The organism is Falsirhodobacter sp. 1013 (genome assembly GCF_051195255.1).
In the GTDB taxonomy this organism is placed as follows: domain Bacteria; phylum Pseudomonadota; class Alphaproteobacteria; order Rhodobacterales; family Rhodobacteraceae; genus Falsirhodobacter.
Genome location: NZ_JBNJLK010000014.1, coordinates 26,030 through 40,498 on the forward strand (window position 1 = coordinate 26,030; position 14,469 = coordinate 40,498).

Here is a 14,469-nt window from a genome sequence, read left to right on the forward strand (position 1 = left end):
ATGAAGCGAGTGGCGTGTGTGATGGCCACCCTGACGCTGGCCGCGTGCGAGCCGGTGCCGATGGCCATGCCGATGCCGGAAGGGCCGGCACCGGTGTTGCAGCAGCCGGACGTGGCCGCGCCCAAATTGTCGCCCGCCGCCGCGCGCGCGGCCTTTTCCCAAGCGCAGGCCCGGGTGGAGCCGGTGGCCGAGCGCCTTTGCCGCGAACGGACGCGGGGCGTGGATTGCGACTTCCAGATCTCCATCGACACGACGCAGGGGGACTTGGCCAACGCCTATCAATCCCGCGACGAACAGGGGCGGCCCATCATCCGGTTCACCACGGCGCTGGTGAACGACGCGCGCAACGTAGACGAACTGGCCTTCGTGATGGGGCACGAAACCGCGCACCACATCCTTGGCCATATCGACCAGCAGTCCCAGACCGCGACGGCGGGCGCGCTTCTGGGGGGGATCGCGGCCTCGCTCGGCGGGTTCAACCCGGATGCCTTCACCGATCTTGGGGCGGGGCTGGGCAGCCGCATCTATTCCAAGGACCACGAATTGCAGGCGGATTCGCTGGGGGCGGAGATCGCGATCGACGCGGGCTATGACCCCGTGCGCGGGATCGGCTTCTTCCAGCGGCTTCCCGATCCGGGCGACCGCTTCTTGGGCACGCACCCGGCGAACGGCGACCGCATCGCGGTGGTGCAGCGGACGGCGGCGCGGATGGGCTACCGGTCCTAGCGCCAGGGCAGGGCGTCGGGGGCGTGGCGGCCGAAACGGTCCGCCACCACCACCAGCGCGAAGACCAGCACCAGCGACAGCGCCGAAAGGGCTGCGGCGGAGGTGGAGTTCCCTTCGTATTGGAGCGAGAAGATCATCACGCCCACCGTTTCCGCCCCCGAGGACCAGAGGAGGGAGGACAGCGTGAGTTCGTTGATCGCCGTCATCACCACCAGCACGGCCCCCGCCAGCGCGGCAGGCGTGACCATTGGCGCGAAGATCAGCGCGATCCGCGCCCAGGTCGGGGCGTTGAAGATGCGGGCCGCCTCGTCCAAGGCCGGTTCGGCCTGCGTGGCGGTGGCCGCGACGGGCCGCAGCACCAGCGGCAGGAAGCGCGCCAGATAGGCGACCAGCAGGATCATCGGCGTGCCATAGATGGACCCGATCCCCGGCAAGGGCGGCAGGAATACAAGGATCATCGCCAAGGCCAGCACCGTGCCCGGCACGATGAAAGGCAAATCGGCAAGCAGGTCCATCACCCGCATCGACCGCAGCTTCGCCACATGGGACAGCCAGACGAACGGCACGGCCACCAGCACGGATATGGCGGCCGCGGCAAAGGACAGCCACAGCGAGTTCACCAGCGCGCGGCGGATGGTGCCGTTGGCCAGCGTTTCCCCGAAGTTGTTCAGCGTGATGGTCGAGAAGGTCAGGTCCACCCCCAGCGCGGGCGACAGGGCAGTGCCCAGCAGCGCCAGGATCGGCAGGATCATCGTGACGCCCAACATCAGCCAAAGTGCCCCCTCGATCGGAAGACGGGCGCGGCCGGCGTCAAAGCGGGCGAAGCTGCGACCGCCGGGCACGGGAACGGCCAGCCGCATCACGACCGCCCGCAGGGCCAGCGCCACCCCGGCCATGGCCACAAGGATCAGCGCCAGAACCGCCACCTGTCCCATGACGGAAGGGCCGAAGCCGTTCAGCCGCTGATAGATCAGCGTCGTCAGCATGGAATAGCGGCCGGGGATGCCCAGCAGGGCCGGCACCCCGAAATTGCCGATGGCGGCGGCAAAGGCCAGCGTGCCGCCGGCGGCGATGGCGGGCAAGCACAAGGGCAGGATCACCCGCAGCAGGATGGAGGCGTTGCGCGCGCCGGCGATGCGGGCCGCCTCCACAAGGTCGTTCGGGATCGCGGTCAATGCGGCGCGGGTGGCGATAAAAACCAGCGGCATATGCTCGATCCCCATCAGAAGCGCGATGCCGCCGCCGGAATAAAGCGGGTTCGCGCCTTCGGGCGCCAGCCCCAGCGGGCCGAGGATGGGGGAGGAGCTGCCCAGCAGCTCGATCCACGCCAGCGCCATGATCTGCGAGGGCACGAGGAGCGGCGACAGGATCAGGAAGGTCATCGCCACCCGCGCGCGCAGGTTCAGCCCGCCGATCAGCAGCGCCAGCGCCACGCCCGAGATCACGGAGATCAGGACCGAGCCGCCCCCCGCCGCCAGCGTGTTCCAGAAGGCGCGGGCGGTGGCGCGGCTGTCCAGCGTGTCGCGCATCAGGCCAAGGATCTGCCCTTCGTCGCCCGGCGCGAAGGCGGTCAGGAACAGGCGGGCCAGCGGCCACAGGCCGATCACCCCGACATAGACAATGACAAGGGCGGCCAGCATGTGCTGGCCACCCCGCAGGATCGGACGTGGTCCGGTGTCAGCCGCCAAAGAGATCGGAAAACTCCTGCTTCAGTTGCTGGTCGTCCTTCAGGATGACGGCCGGATCGGCCTTCATGATGGTCAGCGTCGCGGGGGCGGGATAGCCTTCGGGCGGCGTCACGCCGTCCAGGATCGGGAAATAGCCCTGTTCGACCGATTGTTCCTGCGCCGCGCGGCCCAGTTGCCAGTCCACGAAGACCTTCGCCGCCTCGATGTTGTCGCTGTCCTTCAGGATCGCGACCGGCTGGGTGATGGTCGACACGCCGTCCTTTGGGAACACGAAGTCCACGGGCGATCCGTCCTTTTTCGCGTTCATCGCCATGTATTCGACGATCATGCCATAAGACTTCTCGCCCCGCGCGACGGCTTCCAGAACGGTGCCGTTGCCTTGGCCCGCGACGGCGCCGTTGTCGGCCAGCGTCTCGTAATAGCCCCACCCCAGATCGTCCTGCTGCACCATCGTGCCGACATGGACCACCGCCGCGCCGGAATAGAGCGGGGAGGGCATGATCGTCTGGGCCGCCACCTCGGGCGCTTCCAGATCGTGCCAGCTGGTGGGGGGCGTCGTCACCTTGTCGGTGTTGTAGATGATGCCCGTGGTCAGCAGCTTGGTGCCGAAGAAGGTGTGGTCGGGATCGACCAGTTCGGCCGGAATACCCTCGGTCGCGGCATCGTCATAGGCGAACAGGCGGTCGTCGTTCTTCATCTGCGTCATCGCCACCGCATCCGCAATCAGCATCACGTCGGCGGGGGTGGAGCCTGCGGCGAATTCGGCCTGCAGCTTCGACATCAGCTCGGTCGTGCCGGAGCGGAAGACCTCTACCGTGATCTCGGGGTGGTCCTTGTTGAAGGCCTTCACCACCGCATCCATCTGGTCGGTCGGCTGCGAGGTGTAGACCGTGATCGTGCCCGTGCCTTGGGCAAAGGCGGCGCCGGTCAGCGCCGTCGCGCCCAGAAGACCGAGGATAAGAGTGCGGAGCATCATGCTGTCCTGTTACAGAAGGGTTTCGCGCGCTTCTACGGCGTCAGTGCGACCGTTTGGTGACAACATCCGGTTTTCCCAGACGCCGTTCGTCTTCTCCCAGCGCGACACCTCGCCATTGGCGGGGCGGCGGAAGGGGGCGGTGGACAGCAGGGCGTGCATCTCTCTCGCTGTGCCGGAATGGGCGACGATCAGGACCGGGAAGGGGCCGGTGATCGCAGCCATGGCCCTGTGGATGCGGGCGCGGAAGGTGTCCGGTCCCTCGCCCCCTTCGGGTGTCGCCTCGCGGATCAGGACGCTGCGGGGCTGCCCCTCCCACTCGCCCCAGTTCCGTTCCTGAAGATCGGGCAGAAGCTGCACGGGCAGGCCCTTCATCCGCGCAACGGGCGCCGCCGTATCCTGCGCACGCCGCAGAGGGGAGCACCAGATGGAGGCGATCTCCACCCCTCGCAGAACCTCCGCCGCCGCTTGCGCCTGTGCGTGACCCTGCGGGGTGAGCGGCAGGTCGGTCGCCCCGCCGATGGTGCCAGCCGCGTTCGAAGCCGTCTGGCCGTGGCGCAGGAACAGGAAGGACCGGATCAGGAGGGGGATCATGCGGGCAGCGCTTCGGCCGTGCGGGGCAGGGGATCGCCTTCGCGCGGCAGCAGCCAGGCCGAACGGATGGCCAGCGCCACCTGCGTCCCGACCGGCACGGCCTGATCATGGGCCACGTCCAGCGGCGTGTCGCCCAGATCGTCCGGCAGGACCGACAGCATGTGCATCCCGTTTTCCATCCGCCGGCCCACGACGCGGCCCGTGATCGCACCGTCATCCGCCAGTGCCAGATCGCGCGGGCGCAGGCACAGCCAGGCCGGCCCGTGATCGACCATGCCCGGCAGGCGCAGGCGGGCGCGGGGCAGGCGGGTCAGCCCGTCGGCCACATCCACGGCCAGCGTGCGGCCATGGCCGACGAAGCGCGCGACCATCGGTGTTGCCGGGCGGTCAAACAGCGCGTCCGGCGTGTCCATCTGCTCCATCCTCCCCGCGTTCATCACGCCGACATGGGTGGCGACGGCCATCGCCTCGTTCTGGTCATGGGTGACGAAGACGAAGGTGGCGCCGGTTTCGGCATGGATGCGACGAAACTCCGCCAGCATGGACTGGCGCAGGTGGGCATCAAGGTTCGCCAGCGGTTCGTCCAGCAGGATCAGCGCCGGGCGCACGGCAAGCGACCGCGCCAGCGCCACGCGTTGCCGTTGCCCGCCCGACAATTCATGCGGCTTGCGGGCGGCGAGATGGCCAAGGCCCACGACCGCCAGCGCCTCCTGCACGCGGCGGTCGCGTTCGGCCGCCGGAAGGCGCTGCATCTTCAAACCGAAGGCCACGTTTCCCGCCACCGTCATGTGTGGCCACAGCGCATAGGACTGGAACACCATCCCAAGGCCACGCGCGCCCGGATCGACAAAGGTGCTTCCATCGGCCACCGTGCGTCCGCCGATGGCGATGCGGCCGGCGCTGGGCCGCTCCAACCCCGCCAGCAGGCGCAGCAGGGACGTCTTGCCGCAGCCCGACGGCCCCAGCAGCGCAAAGAACGCGCCCGAGGGGATGGCAAGGGACACCGCATCCACCGCCGTGGTGGCCCCAAAGCGGAGCGAGACGTCTTCCAGATCAATCTTGGCCATGGGCGGCCTTTACCCTGTTTGGGTGACGGTCCTGTGACGGTCAGATGGGAAGATAGTCCACCGGTGCGCCCGCGTCCCGCGCCGGGTCGTCGATCGGGCGGATCAGAAGGGCGTTCGCTTCGGTCAGGCGCAGAAGAAGCGAGGAATCCTGTTCGGCGAAGGGTGTCAGCACGCCGTCCCGCACCACGGCCCGCATGTAATGCGCGCGCGGACCGTTAGCGGGCACAGGCTCGGCCAGCACGGCGCGGCTGGGGGCCACCTCGGCCACCTGTCCGGTCATGGCGCGCAGCATGGGCAGCAGGAACAGATGCGCGCAGACATAGGCCGACACCGGGTTGCCCGGCAGGCCCAGCATCGGCATGTCGCGCAGGCGGCCGGCCATCAGCGGTTTGCCGGGGCGCATGGCGATCTTGTGGAAGGACAGGTCCAGACCCAGTTCCGCCGCGACTGCGCCGACCAGATCATGGTCCCCGACCGAAGCGCCGCCGATGGTCACCACAAGATCCGCCCCTTCGGCCAGCGCGAAGGTCGCGCGCAGGCTGTCGCGGTCGTCGCGCGCGATGGGCAGGACGCGGCCGATGCCGCCCTCCGCCTCGATCAGGGCCTTCAGGGAAAACGAGTTCGCCGAAGGGATCTGGTCGTCCCGCATCGGGGTGCCGGGCATCGCCAGTTCATCCCCCGTGGACAGGATGGCGACGACGGGGCGGCGGAAGACCTCCACCTCGGCCACGTCCATGGCGGCCAGAAGGCCAAGATCGGCCGGGCGCAGGCGGCGGGGGTCGAAGGTCTGCCCCGCGCGGAAATCCTGACCGCGCCGGCGGATGTTGTCCTTGGCGGAGGCTTCGGTGATCGTGATCCGGTCGCCGTCACGTGCCGTGTTTTCCTGGATGACGACATGGCTGGCGCTGTCCGGGACGGGGGCGCCGGTGGAAATGCGAATCGCCTCGCCCACTTGAAGGCGTCCGGCAAAGCTTCGGCCGGCCTGCGACTCCCCGACAAGGCGCAGCACGTCGCCCACTTGCGGGAGGGCGGCCACCGCGTACCCGTCCATCGAAGACGCGTCGAACGGCGGCTGATCGCGCCGCGCGGCCACCTCGGCCACCATGCTGCGTCCGGCCGCCTGCGCCAGCGGCACGCGTTCGGTGGGCAGCGGCGCGGCCAGATCCAGAACCAGCTTCAACGCCTCGGAAACGGAGATCATGCCTCGTACCGCCCGCTTTTGCCGCCGTCCTTCAGGGTCACGCGCAGACCGCCGATCTCCATCGACTTCTCGGCCGCCTTCAGCATGTCATAAACGGTCAGCGCGGCGGTGGACACGGCGGTCAGCGCCTCCATCTCCACCCCTGTCTGGCCGGTGGTCTTGACGGTGGCGGTGATGCGCACGCCCGGCAGGGCAGGGTCCGTGGTCAGGTCCAGCGAAACTTTGGTGATGGGCAGGGGATGGCACAGCGGGATCAGTTCCGCCGTCTTCTTGGCGCCCATGATGCCGGCCAGCCGCGCCACGGCCAGCACGTCGCCCTTCTTGGCCGTGCCCTGTTCCACCAGCGCTAGCGTCGCCGCTTCCATGCGCACAAAGCCCTCGGCCGTCGCGATCCGCGACGTCACCGCCTTGTCCGAGACGTCGACCATGTGGGCGTCGCCCTTGCCGTCGAAATGCGTCAGCATCACGCCTCCATCAACGCGCGGGTGGCGGCGCTCACGTCCGCCTGCCGCATCAGGCTTTCGCCGATCAGGAAGGCCTTCGCACCGACCTGCGCCATGCTGGCCATGTCGGCCGGGGTGAAGATGCCGCTTTCGCAGACGATCATGCGGCCTTCAGGGATGCGCGGCGCAAGCTGCCGCGTCGTGTCCAGCGTCACCTCGAACGTTTTGAGGTTGCGGTTGTTGATCCCGATCATAGGCGACGTCAGGCGCAGCGCGCGGTCCAGTTCGGCGGCGTCATGCACTTCGATCAGCGCGTCCATGCCCCAGTGGGTGGCGGCGGCTTCCAGCTCCTGTGCCTGGGTGTCGGACACGGAGGCCATGATGATCAGGATGCAGTCGGCCTTCAGCGCCCGCGCCTCGGCCACCTGATAGGTGTCGTAAAGGAAATCCTTGCGCAGGCAGGGCAGGCCGACCGCGTCATGCGCGGCGGTCAGGAACGTGTCGTCACCCTGGAAGCTGGGCCCGTCGGTCAGGACGGACAGGCAATGCGCGCCACCGGCCTCGTAGGCCTTGGCCAGCGCGGGCGGGTCGAAGTCCGGTCGGATCAGGCCCTTGGAGGGGCTGGCCTTCTTGATCTCGGCGATCAGGGCGTGGCGCGGGGCGCTGGCCAAAGCGCGATGAAAGCCGCGCGGCGCGGGGGCGGTTTTGGCGGCGGCCTCCACCTCGGCCAGCGGACGCGCGGCCTTGCAGGCAGCGATGTGATCCAGTTTGTAGGCCTTGATGCGGTCCAGAACGTTCATGCGGTGCCCTTGTTCGTCAGGCGGACCAGCGCCGCCACCTTGGATTTCGCCGCGCCGCTGTCGAGGCTTTCGCGGGCCAGTTCAACGCCTTCGGGCAGTGTCTTCACCCGGTCCGCGACGATCAGCGCCGCGGCGGAGTTCAGCAGCACCGCGTCGCGATAGGCGCCCGCCTCCCCGTCCAGCAGGCGGCGCAGGGCCTGCGCGTTCTCCTCGGGCGTGCCGCCGACGATCGCTTCGAACGGATGGGCGGGAAGGCCCGCATCCTCGGCCGCCACCTCGAATTCACGGATCGCGCCGTTTTCCAGCGCCGCGACCTTCGACGGGGCCGAGATCGCGAGTTCATCCGTTCCGTCGCCGCCATGGACCAGCCACGCCTTTTCGGAGCCCAGAAGCTGCAGCACCTCGGCCATCGGGCGGATCAGGTCGGCGCTGTAGGCCCCCGTCAGTTGCCGCGTGACGCCCGCCGGGTTGGTCAGGGGGCCGAGGATGTTGAACAGCGTCCGCGTCCCCAGTTCGATCCGGACGGGCATGACGTGGCGGGTGGCCGGGTGGTGCATGGGGGCCATCATGAAGCCGATCCCAGCCTCGTCCAGGCACTCCTCCACCACCTCGGCGCCGACCATCACGTTCAGGCCAAGGGCCGTCAGCGCGTCCGAAGCGCCGGATTTCGACGACAGGTTGCGGTTGCCGTGCTTGGCCACCGGCACGCCCGCGCCCGCCACGACAAAGGCCGTGGCGGTGGAGATGTTCAGCGTGCCCTTGCCGTCGCCCCCCGTGCCCACGATGTCCATCGTCCCTTTGGGCGCGCGGACCGGCACGCATTTGGCCCGCATCGCGGCGGCGGCGGCAGCGTATTCCTCCACCGTCTCGCCCCGCGTGCGCAGCGCCATCAGGAAGCCACCCATCTGGGCGGGCGTGGCCTGTCCTTCGAACAGGGCGGCAAAGGCGGCGTCCGCCTCCTCGCGCGTCAGTGGACGGGTGGCGGCGGTGCCGATCAGCGGTTTCAGAACGCTCATGCCGTCAGCGGCACCCTTGCGCCTTCCAGGAAGTTGCGCATCATCCGGTGCCCGTGTTCGGAGGCGATGCTTTCGGGGTGGAACTGCACCCCCTCGATCGGCAGGTCGCGGTGCTTCAGGCCCATGATCGTGCCGTCTTCCAGCCAGGCTGTCACCTCCAGGCAATCGGGAAGGCTGTCGCGCTCCACGATCAGGGAATGGTAGCGCGTCGCCTGAAAGGGGTTCGGCAGGCCGGTGAACATGCCTGTGTTTGCGTGATGCATGGTGCCCATCTTGCCATGCACGATCTCGTGGCAGCGGACGACCTTGCCGCCGAAGGCCTGCCCGATGGTCTGGTGGCCTAGGCAGACGCCCAGAAGGGGGATCCGGGTTTCGGCCGCCGCTTCGGTCAGCGCAAGGCAGATGCCGGCCTGCGCCGGATCGCAGGGGCCGGGCGACAGGACGATGGCGGACGGGTTCAGCGCCATCGCAGCCTGCACGTCCAGCGCGTCATTGCGTTTGACGACGACCTGCGCGCCCAGTTCCCCCAGATAATGCACGAGGTTGTAGGTGAAGCTGTCGTAGTTGTCGATGAGCAGGAGCATTTGGCGAGCCGTCATGATTTGGGGTGAACCGCATCCACGGTCGGGCTATAGATGGCCCCGGCGACCGGTGGGCGTCAAGGGCAACAGGGGGCGATATGGCCGGCAGGATATTTTCGGGCTTCATCTGCGGGGCGGTGCTGGGCGGGGTCGCGCTGGTGGCCTTGTCCGAAATGACGCCGCTGCCCTTCGGTCCCGGCCCGGTCGTGCCGATGGACACGCCCGCCCATGGCACGGTGCCGCAGGGCGAGCCGGAGCCCGCCCTGCCGGTGCCGCAAGCCGCGCCCTAGTTCCGGCCGCCGGAGAAGCGGCCCGCATCCTCGGCCGCGCGGCGCAGGGCCTGCGCCTTGTTGACCGTTTCCTGGAACTCGCTTTCCGGGTCGCTGTCGAAGACGATGCCGGCACCTGACTGGATGTGCAGCATCTGATCCTTCAGGACCGCCGTGCGCAGCGCGATGCAGAAGTCCATTTCTCCGTTGGCCGCGAAATAGCCGACACCGCCGCCATAGATGCCGCGCTTCACGGGCTCCAGCTCGTCGATGATCTCCATCGCGCGGACCTTGGGGGCGCCCGACACGGTGCCCGCAGGCAGGCCGGCCAGCAGGGCCGACAGCGCGTCCTCTCCCTCGGCCAGTTCGCCCACCACGTTCGACACGATGTGCATGACGTGGCTGTAGCGTTCGATGATGAACTTCTCGGTCGGCCTGACGGTGCCGATCCTTGACACGCGGCCCACGTCGTTGCGGCCCAGATCCAGCAGCATAAGGTGTTCGGCCAATTCCTTCGGATCGGCCAGAAGGTCGTCGGCCAAGGCCTGATCCTCGGCCGGGGTCTGGCCCCGCTTGCGGGTGCCGGCCACAGGGCGGATCGTCACCTCCCCGTCGCGCAGGCGGACAAGGATTTCGGGGCTGGCGCCGATGATCTGGAAATCGCCGTGGTTGAAGAAGAACATGAACGGCGACGGGTTGGTGCGCCGCAGGCTGCGATACAGCGCGAAGGGCGGCAGCGGGAAGGGCTGGCTGAACCGCTGCGACGGCACGACCTGAAAGATGTCACCCGCGCGGATGTAGTCCTTGGCCTTTTCCACCGCCGCCTTGAAGCCGTCCTGCGTGAAGTTCGAGGTCGCGTCCGGCAGGGGAGTCGCATCGCCAAGGGTGTGCGTGGCGGGCGGGGTGCGGTCCAGATCGCGCAGCACGTCCATCACGCGTTCGGCGGCCTGCGCATAAGCGGCCCGCGCCGACAGGCCCGACGCGGCCCAAGCGGGGGCAACCACCGTCACCTCCCCCTTCACGCCGTCCAGAACGGCCATGACCGACGGGCGCAGCAGGATCGCGTCCGGCACGCCGATCATGTCAGGGTTCACGTTCGGCAGATGCTCCACCAGCCGGATCATGTCATAGCCGAGGTAGCCGTACAGGCCCGCCGCGATTGCGGGCAGTTCGGCCGGCATGTCGATCCGGCTTTCGGCGATCAGGGCGCGCAGGCTGTCCAGCGGGGCCGCGTCCTCGGCCCGGAAGGCGTCGCGGTCGAACCGCGCCTCGCGGTTGAGGAACACCTGCTGCCCTTCGCAGCGCCAGATCAGGTCCGGCTTCATGCCGACGACGGAATAGCGGCCCCGGATCTCTCCTCCGGTGACGGATTCCAGCATGAACGTGTCGGCTCGCGCCTCGGTCAGCTTCAGCATGAGAGAGACGGGCGTGTCGAGATCGGCGGCCAAACGGGCGTAGACCACCTGGTTGCGGCCTTCGGCCCAGCCGGCCTCGAACGTGTCGAAGGAAGGAACGATCTGCATCATGGGATCTGCGCGTGCACGGCGTCGATGACCGCCTGGTTGATCTGGATACCGGCCGTATCGACGATGGTCTGGGTGAACATCTGCTGGGCGTCCTGCGCCAGCCCGCCTTCCATCTGCGCGGACAGCTGCGTCTTCAGCGCCACGGCGCCTTCATCGTCCTGCGACGGCGCGGTCACGCTGTCCACGCGCAGCACGCCCACCCATTCCGGGGTGTCGATGACCTGCGAGGCGTCTTCCTCCATCCCGAAGGCGGTCTGCACCACGGGGGCGGGGGCCGCGGTGGCGGTGCCTTCGCGAGTGATGTCGCCTGTCGCGGTCACGCTGCCGAAATCGGCAAGGTTCGCGCCGTTCTGGACGGCCGTGCGGATCTCCTCGGCACGGGCGACCAGCGCCTTGTGCAGCGCCTCGTCATGCCAGGCTTCCGTCACCTGGTCGCGCACCTCCTCGAACGGGCGGGGGGTGGCGGGGGTGACGCCGTCCAGGCGCAGGGCAATCAGGCCGCCGTCGTCCAGCTGCACGAGTTCCGGGAAGTCGCCTTCCTGCGCGGCTTCGGCCGCCTGACGGAAGGCGGGGTATCCGGCCAGCGGGTCCTCCGATTCCGCGCTGTAGTCCAATGTGCCGAGGGTAAAGTCCGGTTCCTTGCCCAGATCCTCCACCGTGCCGCCACCGGCCAGCACGTCTTCCAGCGCGTTGCGGCGGTCGGCGATGGCGCGCTTGGCGGCGTCGGCCTGGAATTCGGTCGCGAGGTCGTCGCGCGCTTCCTCGAACGGGACGTCATGGGCGGACAGGATGCCATTCATGCGGAACAGCGCCGGCCCGAACTGGCTATCGAACGGTCCCACGACGCCGGGTTCGGCCAGGGCGAAGACCGCCTCGCCGGCGGCGGCCAGATCTTCCTTGGCCACATCGCCCAGATCGGTGTCGGTCAGATCAAGACCCCGCTCCCTCACGATGTCCTCGAACGGGGTGCCCTGGTCGATGCGGGTCTTGGCGGACTCGGCAGCGGCGGCGTCGGGGAAGACCACGCGTTCGACCAGGCGGCGTTCGGGCTGAACGAATTCATCGATCCGCTGGTTGTAAAGATCGCGCAATGCGGCGTCGTCCACCGGCAGGTTCGGTGCGACGGTTTCCGGCAGCAGTGCGGCATAGGTGATCTTGCGGGTTTCGGGTGCCATGAACCGGTCGCCATGCGCGACGTAAAAGGCGCGCAGGTCCTCCTCGGTCGGTTGGGGCAAAGGCTGGGGCAGGTTGCCTTCGGCCACGGGCAGAAGGGACAGGCTGCGGCGTTCACCGATGTAGTTGTAAAGCGCGTCCGTCACCGCCTGCGGGGCCGCAAAGCCGCCCCCCACCGCGCCGACCAGAAGAGACCGGGCGACGCTTTCGCGGATGTTCGTTTCATACTCGGCCGGCGTCAGGCCGTTCTGCTTCAGCACCATTTCATAGGTGTCGCGATTGAACGTGCCGCCCGCGCCTTGGAAGGACGGGTTGCGGCGCACCTCGTCGGCCACCACCCGGTCGCCCACCGACAGGCCGATCCGGTCGGCCTCATCCTTCAGCGCGGCCGAGGAGATGAGCGACTGGCGCACCTGCGCGTCCAGCCCGAACTGCCGCGCCTGCGCCAGCGTGAAGGCTTGGCCCGTCTGCTGCGAAAGGCCCTGAAGCTGCTGGCGCAAGGCATTGGCATAGACGTTCGCGTCGATGGTCTGGGTGCCGACCGTGGCAATGTTCTGCCCCGTGGCGCCGAAATTCGTGACGCCAAAGCCGCCAAGGCCCAGGATCAGCATTGCCATCAGCAGCCACAGCACGACGGACATCGCCTTGTTGCCGCGTTTCTTGCCTTCCGCCATGCGTGGTCCCCCTCAGGATCTGGTCCGCGCCTTCCTACGGGGTTGCGGCGAACGGGGCAAGATCAGAGGGTAAAGCGACGCAGACGCGTGAAGAATTCGGCGATGCCGGCCGTGTCGATGTTGGCGAAAGCGATGCGCATCTCGTCGCCGCCCCCGTCCGGGCGGAACATGGTGCCCGGCAGCATCAGAAGGCCCGCCTCGCGCACCAACCTTTGGCACAGGTCGGGCGAGGGGAGGTCGAACGGGTGGCGGACATAGGTGAAATAGGCGCCGCAACCCAGAAGCTCCCACCCCTCGGTCCCGGCAAAGCCTTCCATCATGGCGGTACGGCGGGTCAGGATGCCTTCGCGTTCGCTTGCCACCCAGGGCATCAGGTTCCGCAACCCCCACAGCGCCCCGATCTGCCCCATCTGCGAGGCGGAGATCGACACGCAATCGAGGAACTTCTCCACCTCAACCATGCGGGGGGTGCCGGTCACCAGCGCGCCCACGCGGTGCCCCGTCAGCCGGAACGCCTTGGAGAAGGAGTAGAGGTGGATCACGTCGCGGTGCCAGTCGGGATCGAGGAACAGGTCGTGCGGCGCGCCGTTCCGCGAATCGAAGTCGCGATAGGTTTCGTCCAGGATCAGGACCAGCCCGTGGCGTCGGGCAACCGCATGGAACGCCGCGACCAGCCCGCCCGGATATTCCGCCCCGGAGGGGTTGTTGGGCGTAACGAGCACGATGGCCTTCGTGCGCGGCGTGATCAGCGCGGCGGCCTGTTCCGGATCGGGCAGCAGGCCCGTGCCGCAGGGCAGCGGCACCGCGCGGATGTCGTTCATCCGAAGCCACATGGCGTGGTTGAAATACCAAGGCGTCGGAAGGATGACCTCATCCCCCGCGGCGGCCAGCGTGGCGATGGCGGCGGTGAAGGCCTGATTGCACCCTTGGGTGATGGCGACCTGAGCGGGTTCGACGGTTCCGCCATAGTGACGGTTCATCGTGCTGGCGAGTTCCGCGCGCAGTTCGGCGTTGCCCAGCACCGGGCCGTAAAGATGCGCCTGCGGCTGGTTCAGCGCGGCGTCAGCCATGGCCTGACGTAGGGCAAGGGGCGGCGGATCGACCGGCGCGGCCTGGCTGACATTGATCAGCGGCCGGTCGGGCGGGAAGTGAACCCCGTCCAGCCAGCGGCGCGCTTCCATGACGGGGGGCGCAAAGGTCGCGACAAGGGCGGGGTTCAGGGGCGCCATCAGTCGGTGCCGCGATAGGGCTGCACGTATTGCAGCGCCATGTCCCAAGGGAAGAAGATCCAGGTGTCCTGGCTTACCTCGGTGATGTAGGTGTCGACCTGCGGGCGGCCGGACGGCTTGGCGTAGACGGTCGCGAAATGCGCCTTGGGATACAGCTTGCGGACCAGTTCCAGCGTCTTGCCGCTGTCCACGAGGTCGTCCACGATCAGGATGCCGGTGCCATCGCCCATCAGGTCGGCCTGCGGGGCCTTCGTGACCACGGCTTCGCCGCGCGACTGGTGGTTGTAGCTTTTGACGCTGATCGTGTCGACGATGCGCACGTCCAGTTCGCGGCTGACGATCATGGCGGGAACAAGGCCACCGCGCGTGATGCCGACCACGGCACGCCAGGCGCCGTCATCCGGGCCGCGCCCGTCCAGACGCCAGGCCAGCGCGCGGCTGTCGCGGTGGATCTGGTCCCAGCTGATGTGGAAGCCCTTTTCGTGGGGCAGGCGGTTATCGGGGGACAT

General features: G+C 68.2%; 15 protein-coding genes. 2 read left to right on the forward strand and 13 right to left on the reverse strand.

Annotation, left to right across the window (positions count from 1 at the left end):
• Positions 1-726: a M48 family metallopeptidase gene (locus ACSHZY_RS15285; protein ID WP_435170573.1), complete on the forward strand. Its 726-nt coding sequence runs from the start codon at positions 1-3 to the stop codon at positions 724-726.
• Here ACSHZY_RS15285 and ACSHZY_RS15290 read toward each other — a convergent pair.
• The 9 genes from ACSHZY_RS15290 to ACSHZY_RS15330 are packed head-to-tail and all read right to left on the reverse strand — an operon-like array spanning position 723 to position 9,092.
• Entirely contained in the window at positions 723-2,414 is a 1,692-nt protein-coding gene (locus ACSHZY_RS15290; protein ID WP_435170575.1) for an ABC transporter permease, read from the reverse strand. The two genes, ACSHZY_RS15285 and ACSHZY_RS15290, sit on opposite strands and share 4 nt — an antisense overlap.
• Positions 2,404-3,387 (reverse strand): ABC transporter substrate-binding protein, encoded by a 984-nt coding sequence (locus tag ACSHZY_RS15295; RefSeq protein ID WP_435170577.1) that lies wholly within the window; start codon positions 3,385-3,387, stop codon positions 2,404-2,406. The genes ACSHZY_RS15290 and ACSHZY_RS15295 overlap by 11 nt, the downstream gene beginning before the upstream one ends.
• Positions 3,388-3,399: 12 nt before the next feature.
• A complete protein-coding gene (locus ACSHZY_RS15300) occupies positions 3,400-3,981 on the reverse strand; it encodes a histidine phosphatase family protein (protein WP_435170579.1) in 582 nt (193 codons plus the stop codon).
• Positions 3,978-5,048, reverse strand: a complete 1,071-nt coding sequence (locus tag ACSHZY_RS15305) for an ABC transporter ATP-binding protein (RefSeq protein WP_435170581.1) — start codon at positions 5,046-5,048, stop codon at positions 3,978-3,980. Before ACSHZY_RS15305 ends, ACSHZY_RS15300 begins: the two co-directional genes overlap by 4 nt.
• A gap of 40 nt (positions 5,049-5,088) precedes the next feature.
• Positions 5,089-6,249, reverse strand: coding sequence for a molybdopterin molybdotransferase MoeA (locus tag ACSHZY_RS15310; protein ID WP_435170582.1), 1,161 nt, complete (start codon positions 6,247-6,249; stop codon positions 5,089-5,091).
• Positions 6,246-6,716, reverse strand: a complete 471-nt coding sequence (gene moaC, locus ACSHZY_RS15315) for a cyclic pyranopterin monophosphate synthase MoaC (RefSeq protein ID WP_435170584.1) — start codon at positions 6,714-6,716, stop codon at positions 6,246-6,248. Before moaC ends, ACSHZY_RS15310 begins: the two co-directional genes overlap by 4 nt.
• Positions 6,713-7,492, reverse strand: a complete 780-nt coding sequence (gene trpC, locus ACSHZY_RS15320) for an indole-3-glycerol phosphate synthase TrpC (protein WP_435170586.1) — start codon at positions 7,490-7,492, stop codon at positions 6,713-6,715. Before trpC ends, moaC begins: the two co-directional genes overlap by 4 nt.
• Entirely contained in the window at positions 7,489-8,508 is a 1,020-nt protein-coding gene (gene trpD / locus ACSHZY_RS15325; protein ID WP_435170588.1) for an anthranilate phosphoribosyltransferase, read from the reverse strand. Before trpD ends, trpC begins: the two co-directional genes overlap by 4 nt.
• On the reverse strand, positions 8,505-9,092 hold the full coding sequence (locus tag ACSHZY_RS15330) for an anthranilate synthase component II (RefSeq protein WP_435170590.1): 588 nt from the start codon (positions 9,090-9,092) through the stop codon (positions 8,505-8,507). The genes trpD and ACSHZY_RS15330 overlap by 4 nt, the downstream gene beginning before the upstream one ends.
• 95 nt (positions 9,093-9,187) lie before the next feature.
• Between ACSHZY_RS15330 and ACSHZY_RS15335 the strand changes: the two genes are divergently transcribed.
• Positions 9,188-9,379 (forward strand): hypothetical protein, encoded by a 192-nt coding sequence (locus ACSHZY_RS15335; RefSeq protein WP_435170592.1) that lies wholly within the window; start codon positions 9,188-9,190, stop codon positions 9,377-9,379.
• Here ACSHZY_RS15335 and trpE read toward each other — a convergent pair.
• The 4 genes from trpE to gpt form a co-directional block, all read right to left on the reverse strand.
• Positions 9,376-10,881: an anthranilate synthase component I gene (gene trpE / locus ACSHZY_RS15340; protein ID WP_435170629.1), complete on the reverse strand. Its 1,506-nt coding sequence runs from the start codon at positions 10,879-10,881 to the stop codon at positions 9,376-9,378. The two genes, ACSHZY_RS15335 and trpE, sit on opposite strands and share 4 nt — an antisense overlap.
• Positions 10,881-12,731 carry a peptidyl-prolyl cis-trans isomerase gene (locus ACSHZY_RS15345; RefSeq protein WP_435170593.1) on the reverse strand — a complete coding sequence of 617 codons (1,851 nt, stop codon included), beginning with the start codon at positions 12,729-12,731 and terminating at the stop codon, positions 10,881-10,883. The genes trpE and ACSHZY_RS15345 overlap by 1 nt, the downstream gene beginning before the upstream one ends.
• Before the next feature lie 62 nt (positions 12,732-12,793).
• Entirely contained in the window at positions 12,794-13,960 is a 1,167-nt protein-coding gene (locus tag ACSHZY_RS15350; protein WP_435170595.1) for an aminotransferase, read from the reverse strand.
• A complete protein-coding gene (gene gpt / locus ACSHZY_RS15355) occupies positions 13,960-14,469 on the reverse strand; it encodes a xanthine phosphoribosyltransferase (protein ID WP_435170597.1) in 510 nt (169 codons plus the stop codon). The genes ACSHZY_RS15350 and gpt overlap by 1 nt, the downstream gene beginning before the upstream one ends.

Excerpts from the sequence above, each read along its gene's own strand:
- ACSHZY_RS15285 (WP_435170573.1), top strand. The coding sequence starts at position 1 with ATGAAGCGAGTGGCGTGTGTGATGGCCACCCTGACGCTGGCCGCGTGC.
- ACSHZY_RS15295 (WP_435170577.1), bottom strand. The coding sequence starts at position 3,387 with ATGCTCCGCACTCTTATCCTCGGTCTTCTGGGCGCGACGGCGCTGACC.
- ACSHZY_RS15300 (WP_435170579.1), bottom strand. The coding sequence starts at position 3,981 with ATGATCCCCCTCCTGATCCGGTCCTTCCTGTTCCTGCGCCACGGCCAG.
- ACSHZY_RS15305 (WP_435170581.1), bottom strand. The coding sequence starts at position 5,048 with ATGGCCAAGATTGATCTGGAAGACGTCTCGCTCCGCTTTGGGGCCACC.
- ACSHZY_RS15310 (WP_435170582.1), bottom strand. The coding sequence starts at position 6,249 with ATGATCTCCGTTTCCGAGGCGTTGAAGCTGGTTCTGGATCTGGCCGCG.
- trpC (WP_435170586.1), bottom strand. The coding sequence starts at position 7,492 with ATGAACGTTCTGGACCGCATCAAGGCCTACAAACTGGATCACATCGCT.
- trpD (WP_435170588.1), bottom strand. The coding sequence starts at position 8,508 with ATGAGCGTTCTGAAACCGCTGATCGGCACCGCCGCCACCCGTCCACTG.
- ACSHZY_RS15330 (WP_435170590.1), bottom strand. The coding sequence starts at position 9,092 with ATGCTCCTGCTCATCGACAACTACGACAGCTTCACCTACAACCTCGTG.
- ACSHZY_RS15335 (WP_435170592.1), top strand. The coding sequence starts at position 9,188 with ATGGCCGGCAGGATATTTTCGGGCTTCATCTGCGGGGCGGTGCTGGGC.
- trpE (WP_435170629.1), bottom strand. The coding sequence starts at position 10,881 with ATGCAGATCGTTCCTTCCTTCGACACGTTCGAGGCCGGCTGGGCCGAA.
- ACSHZY_RS15345 (WP_435170593.1), bottom strand. The coding sequence starts at position 12,731 with ATGGCGGAAGGCAAGAAACGCGGCAACAAGGCGATGTCCGTCGTGCTG.
- ACSHZY_RS15350 (WP_435170595.1), bottom strand. The coding sequence starts at position 13,960 with ATGGCGCCCCTGAACCCCGCCCTTGTCGCGACCTTTGCGCCCCCCGTC.
- gpt (WP_435170597.1), bottom strand. The coding sequence starts at position 14,469 with ATGTCCCCCGATAACCGCCTGCCCCACGAAAAGGGCTTCCACATCAGC.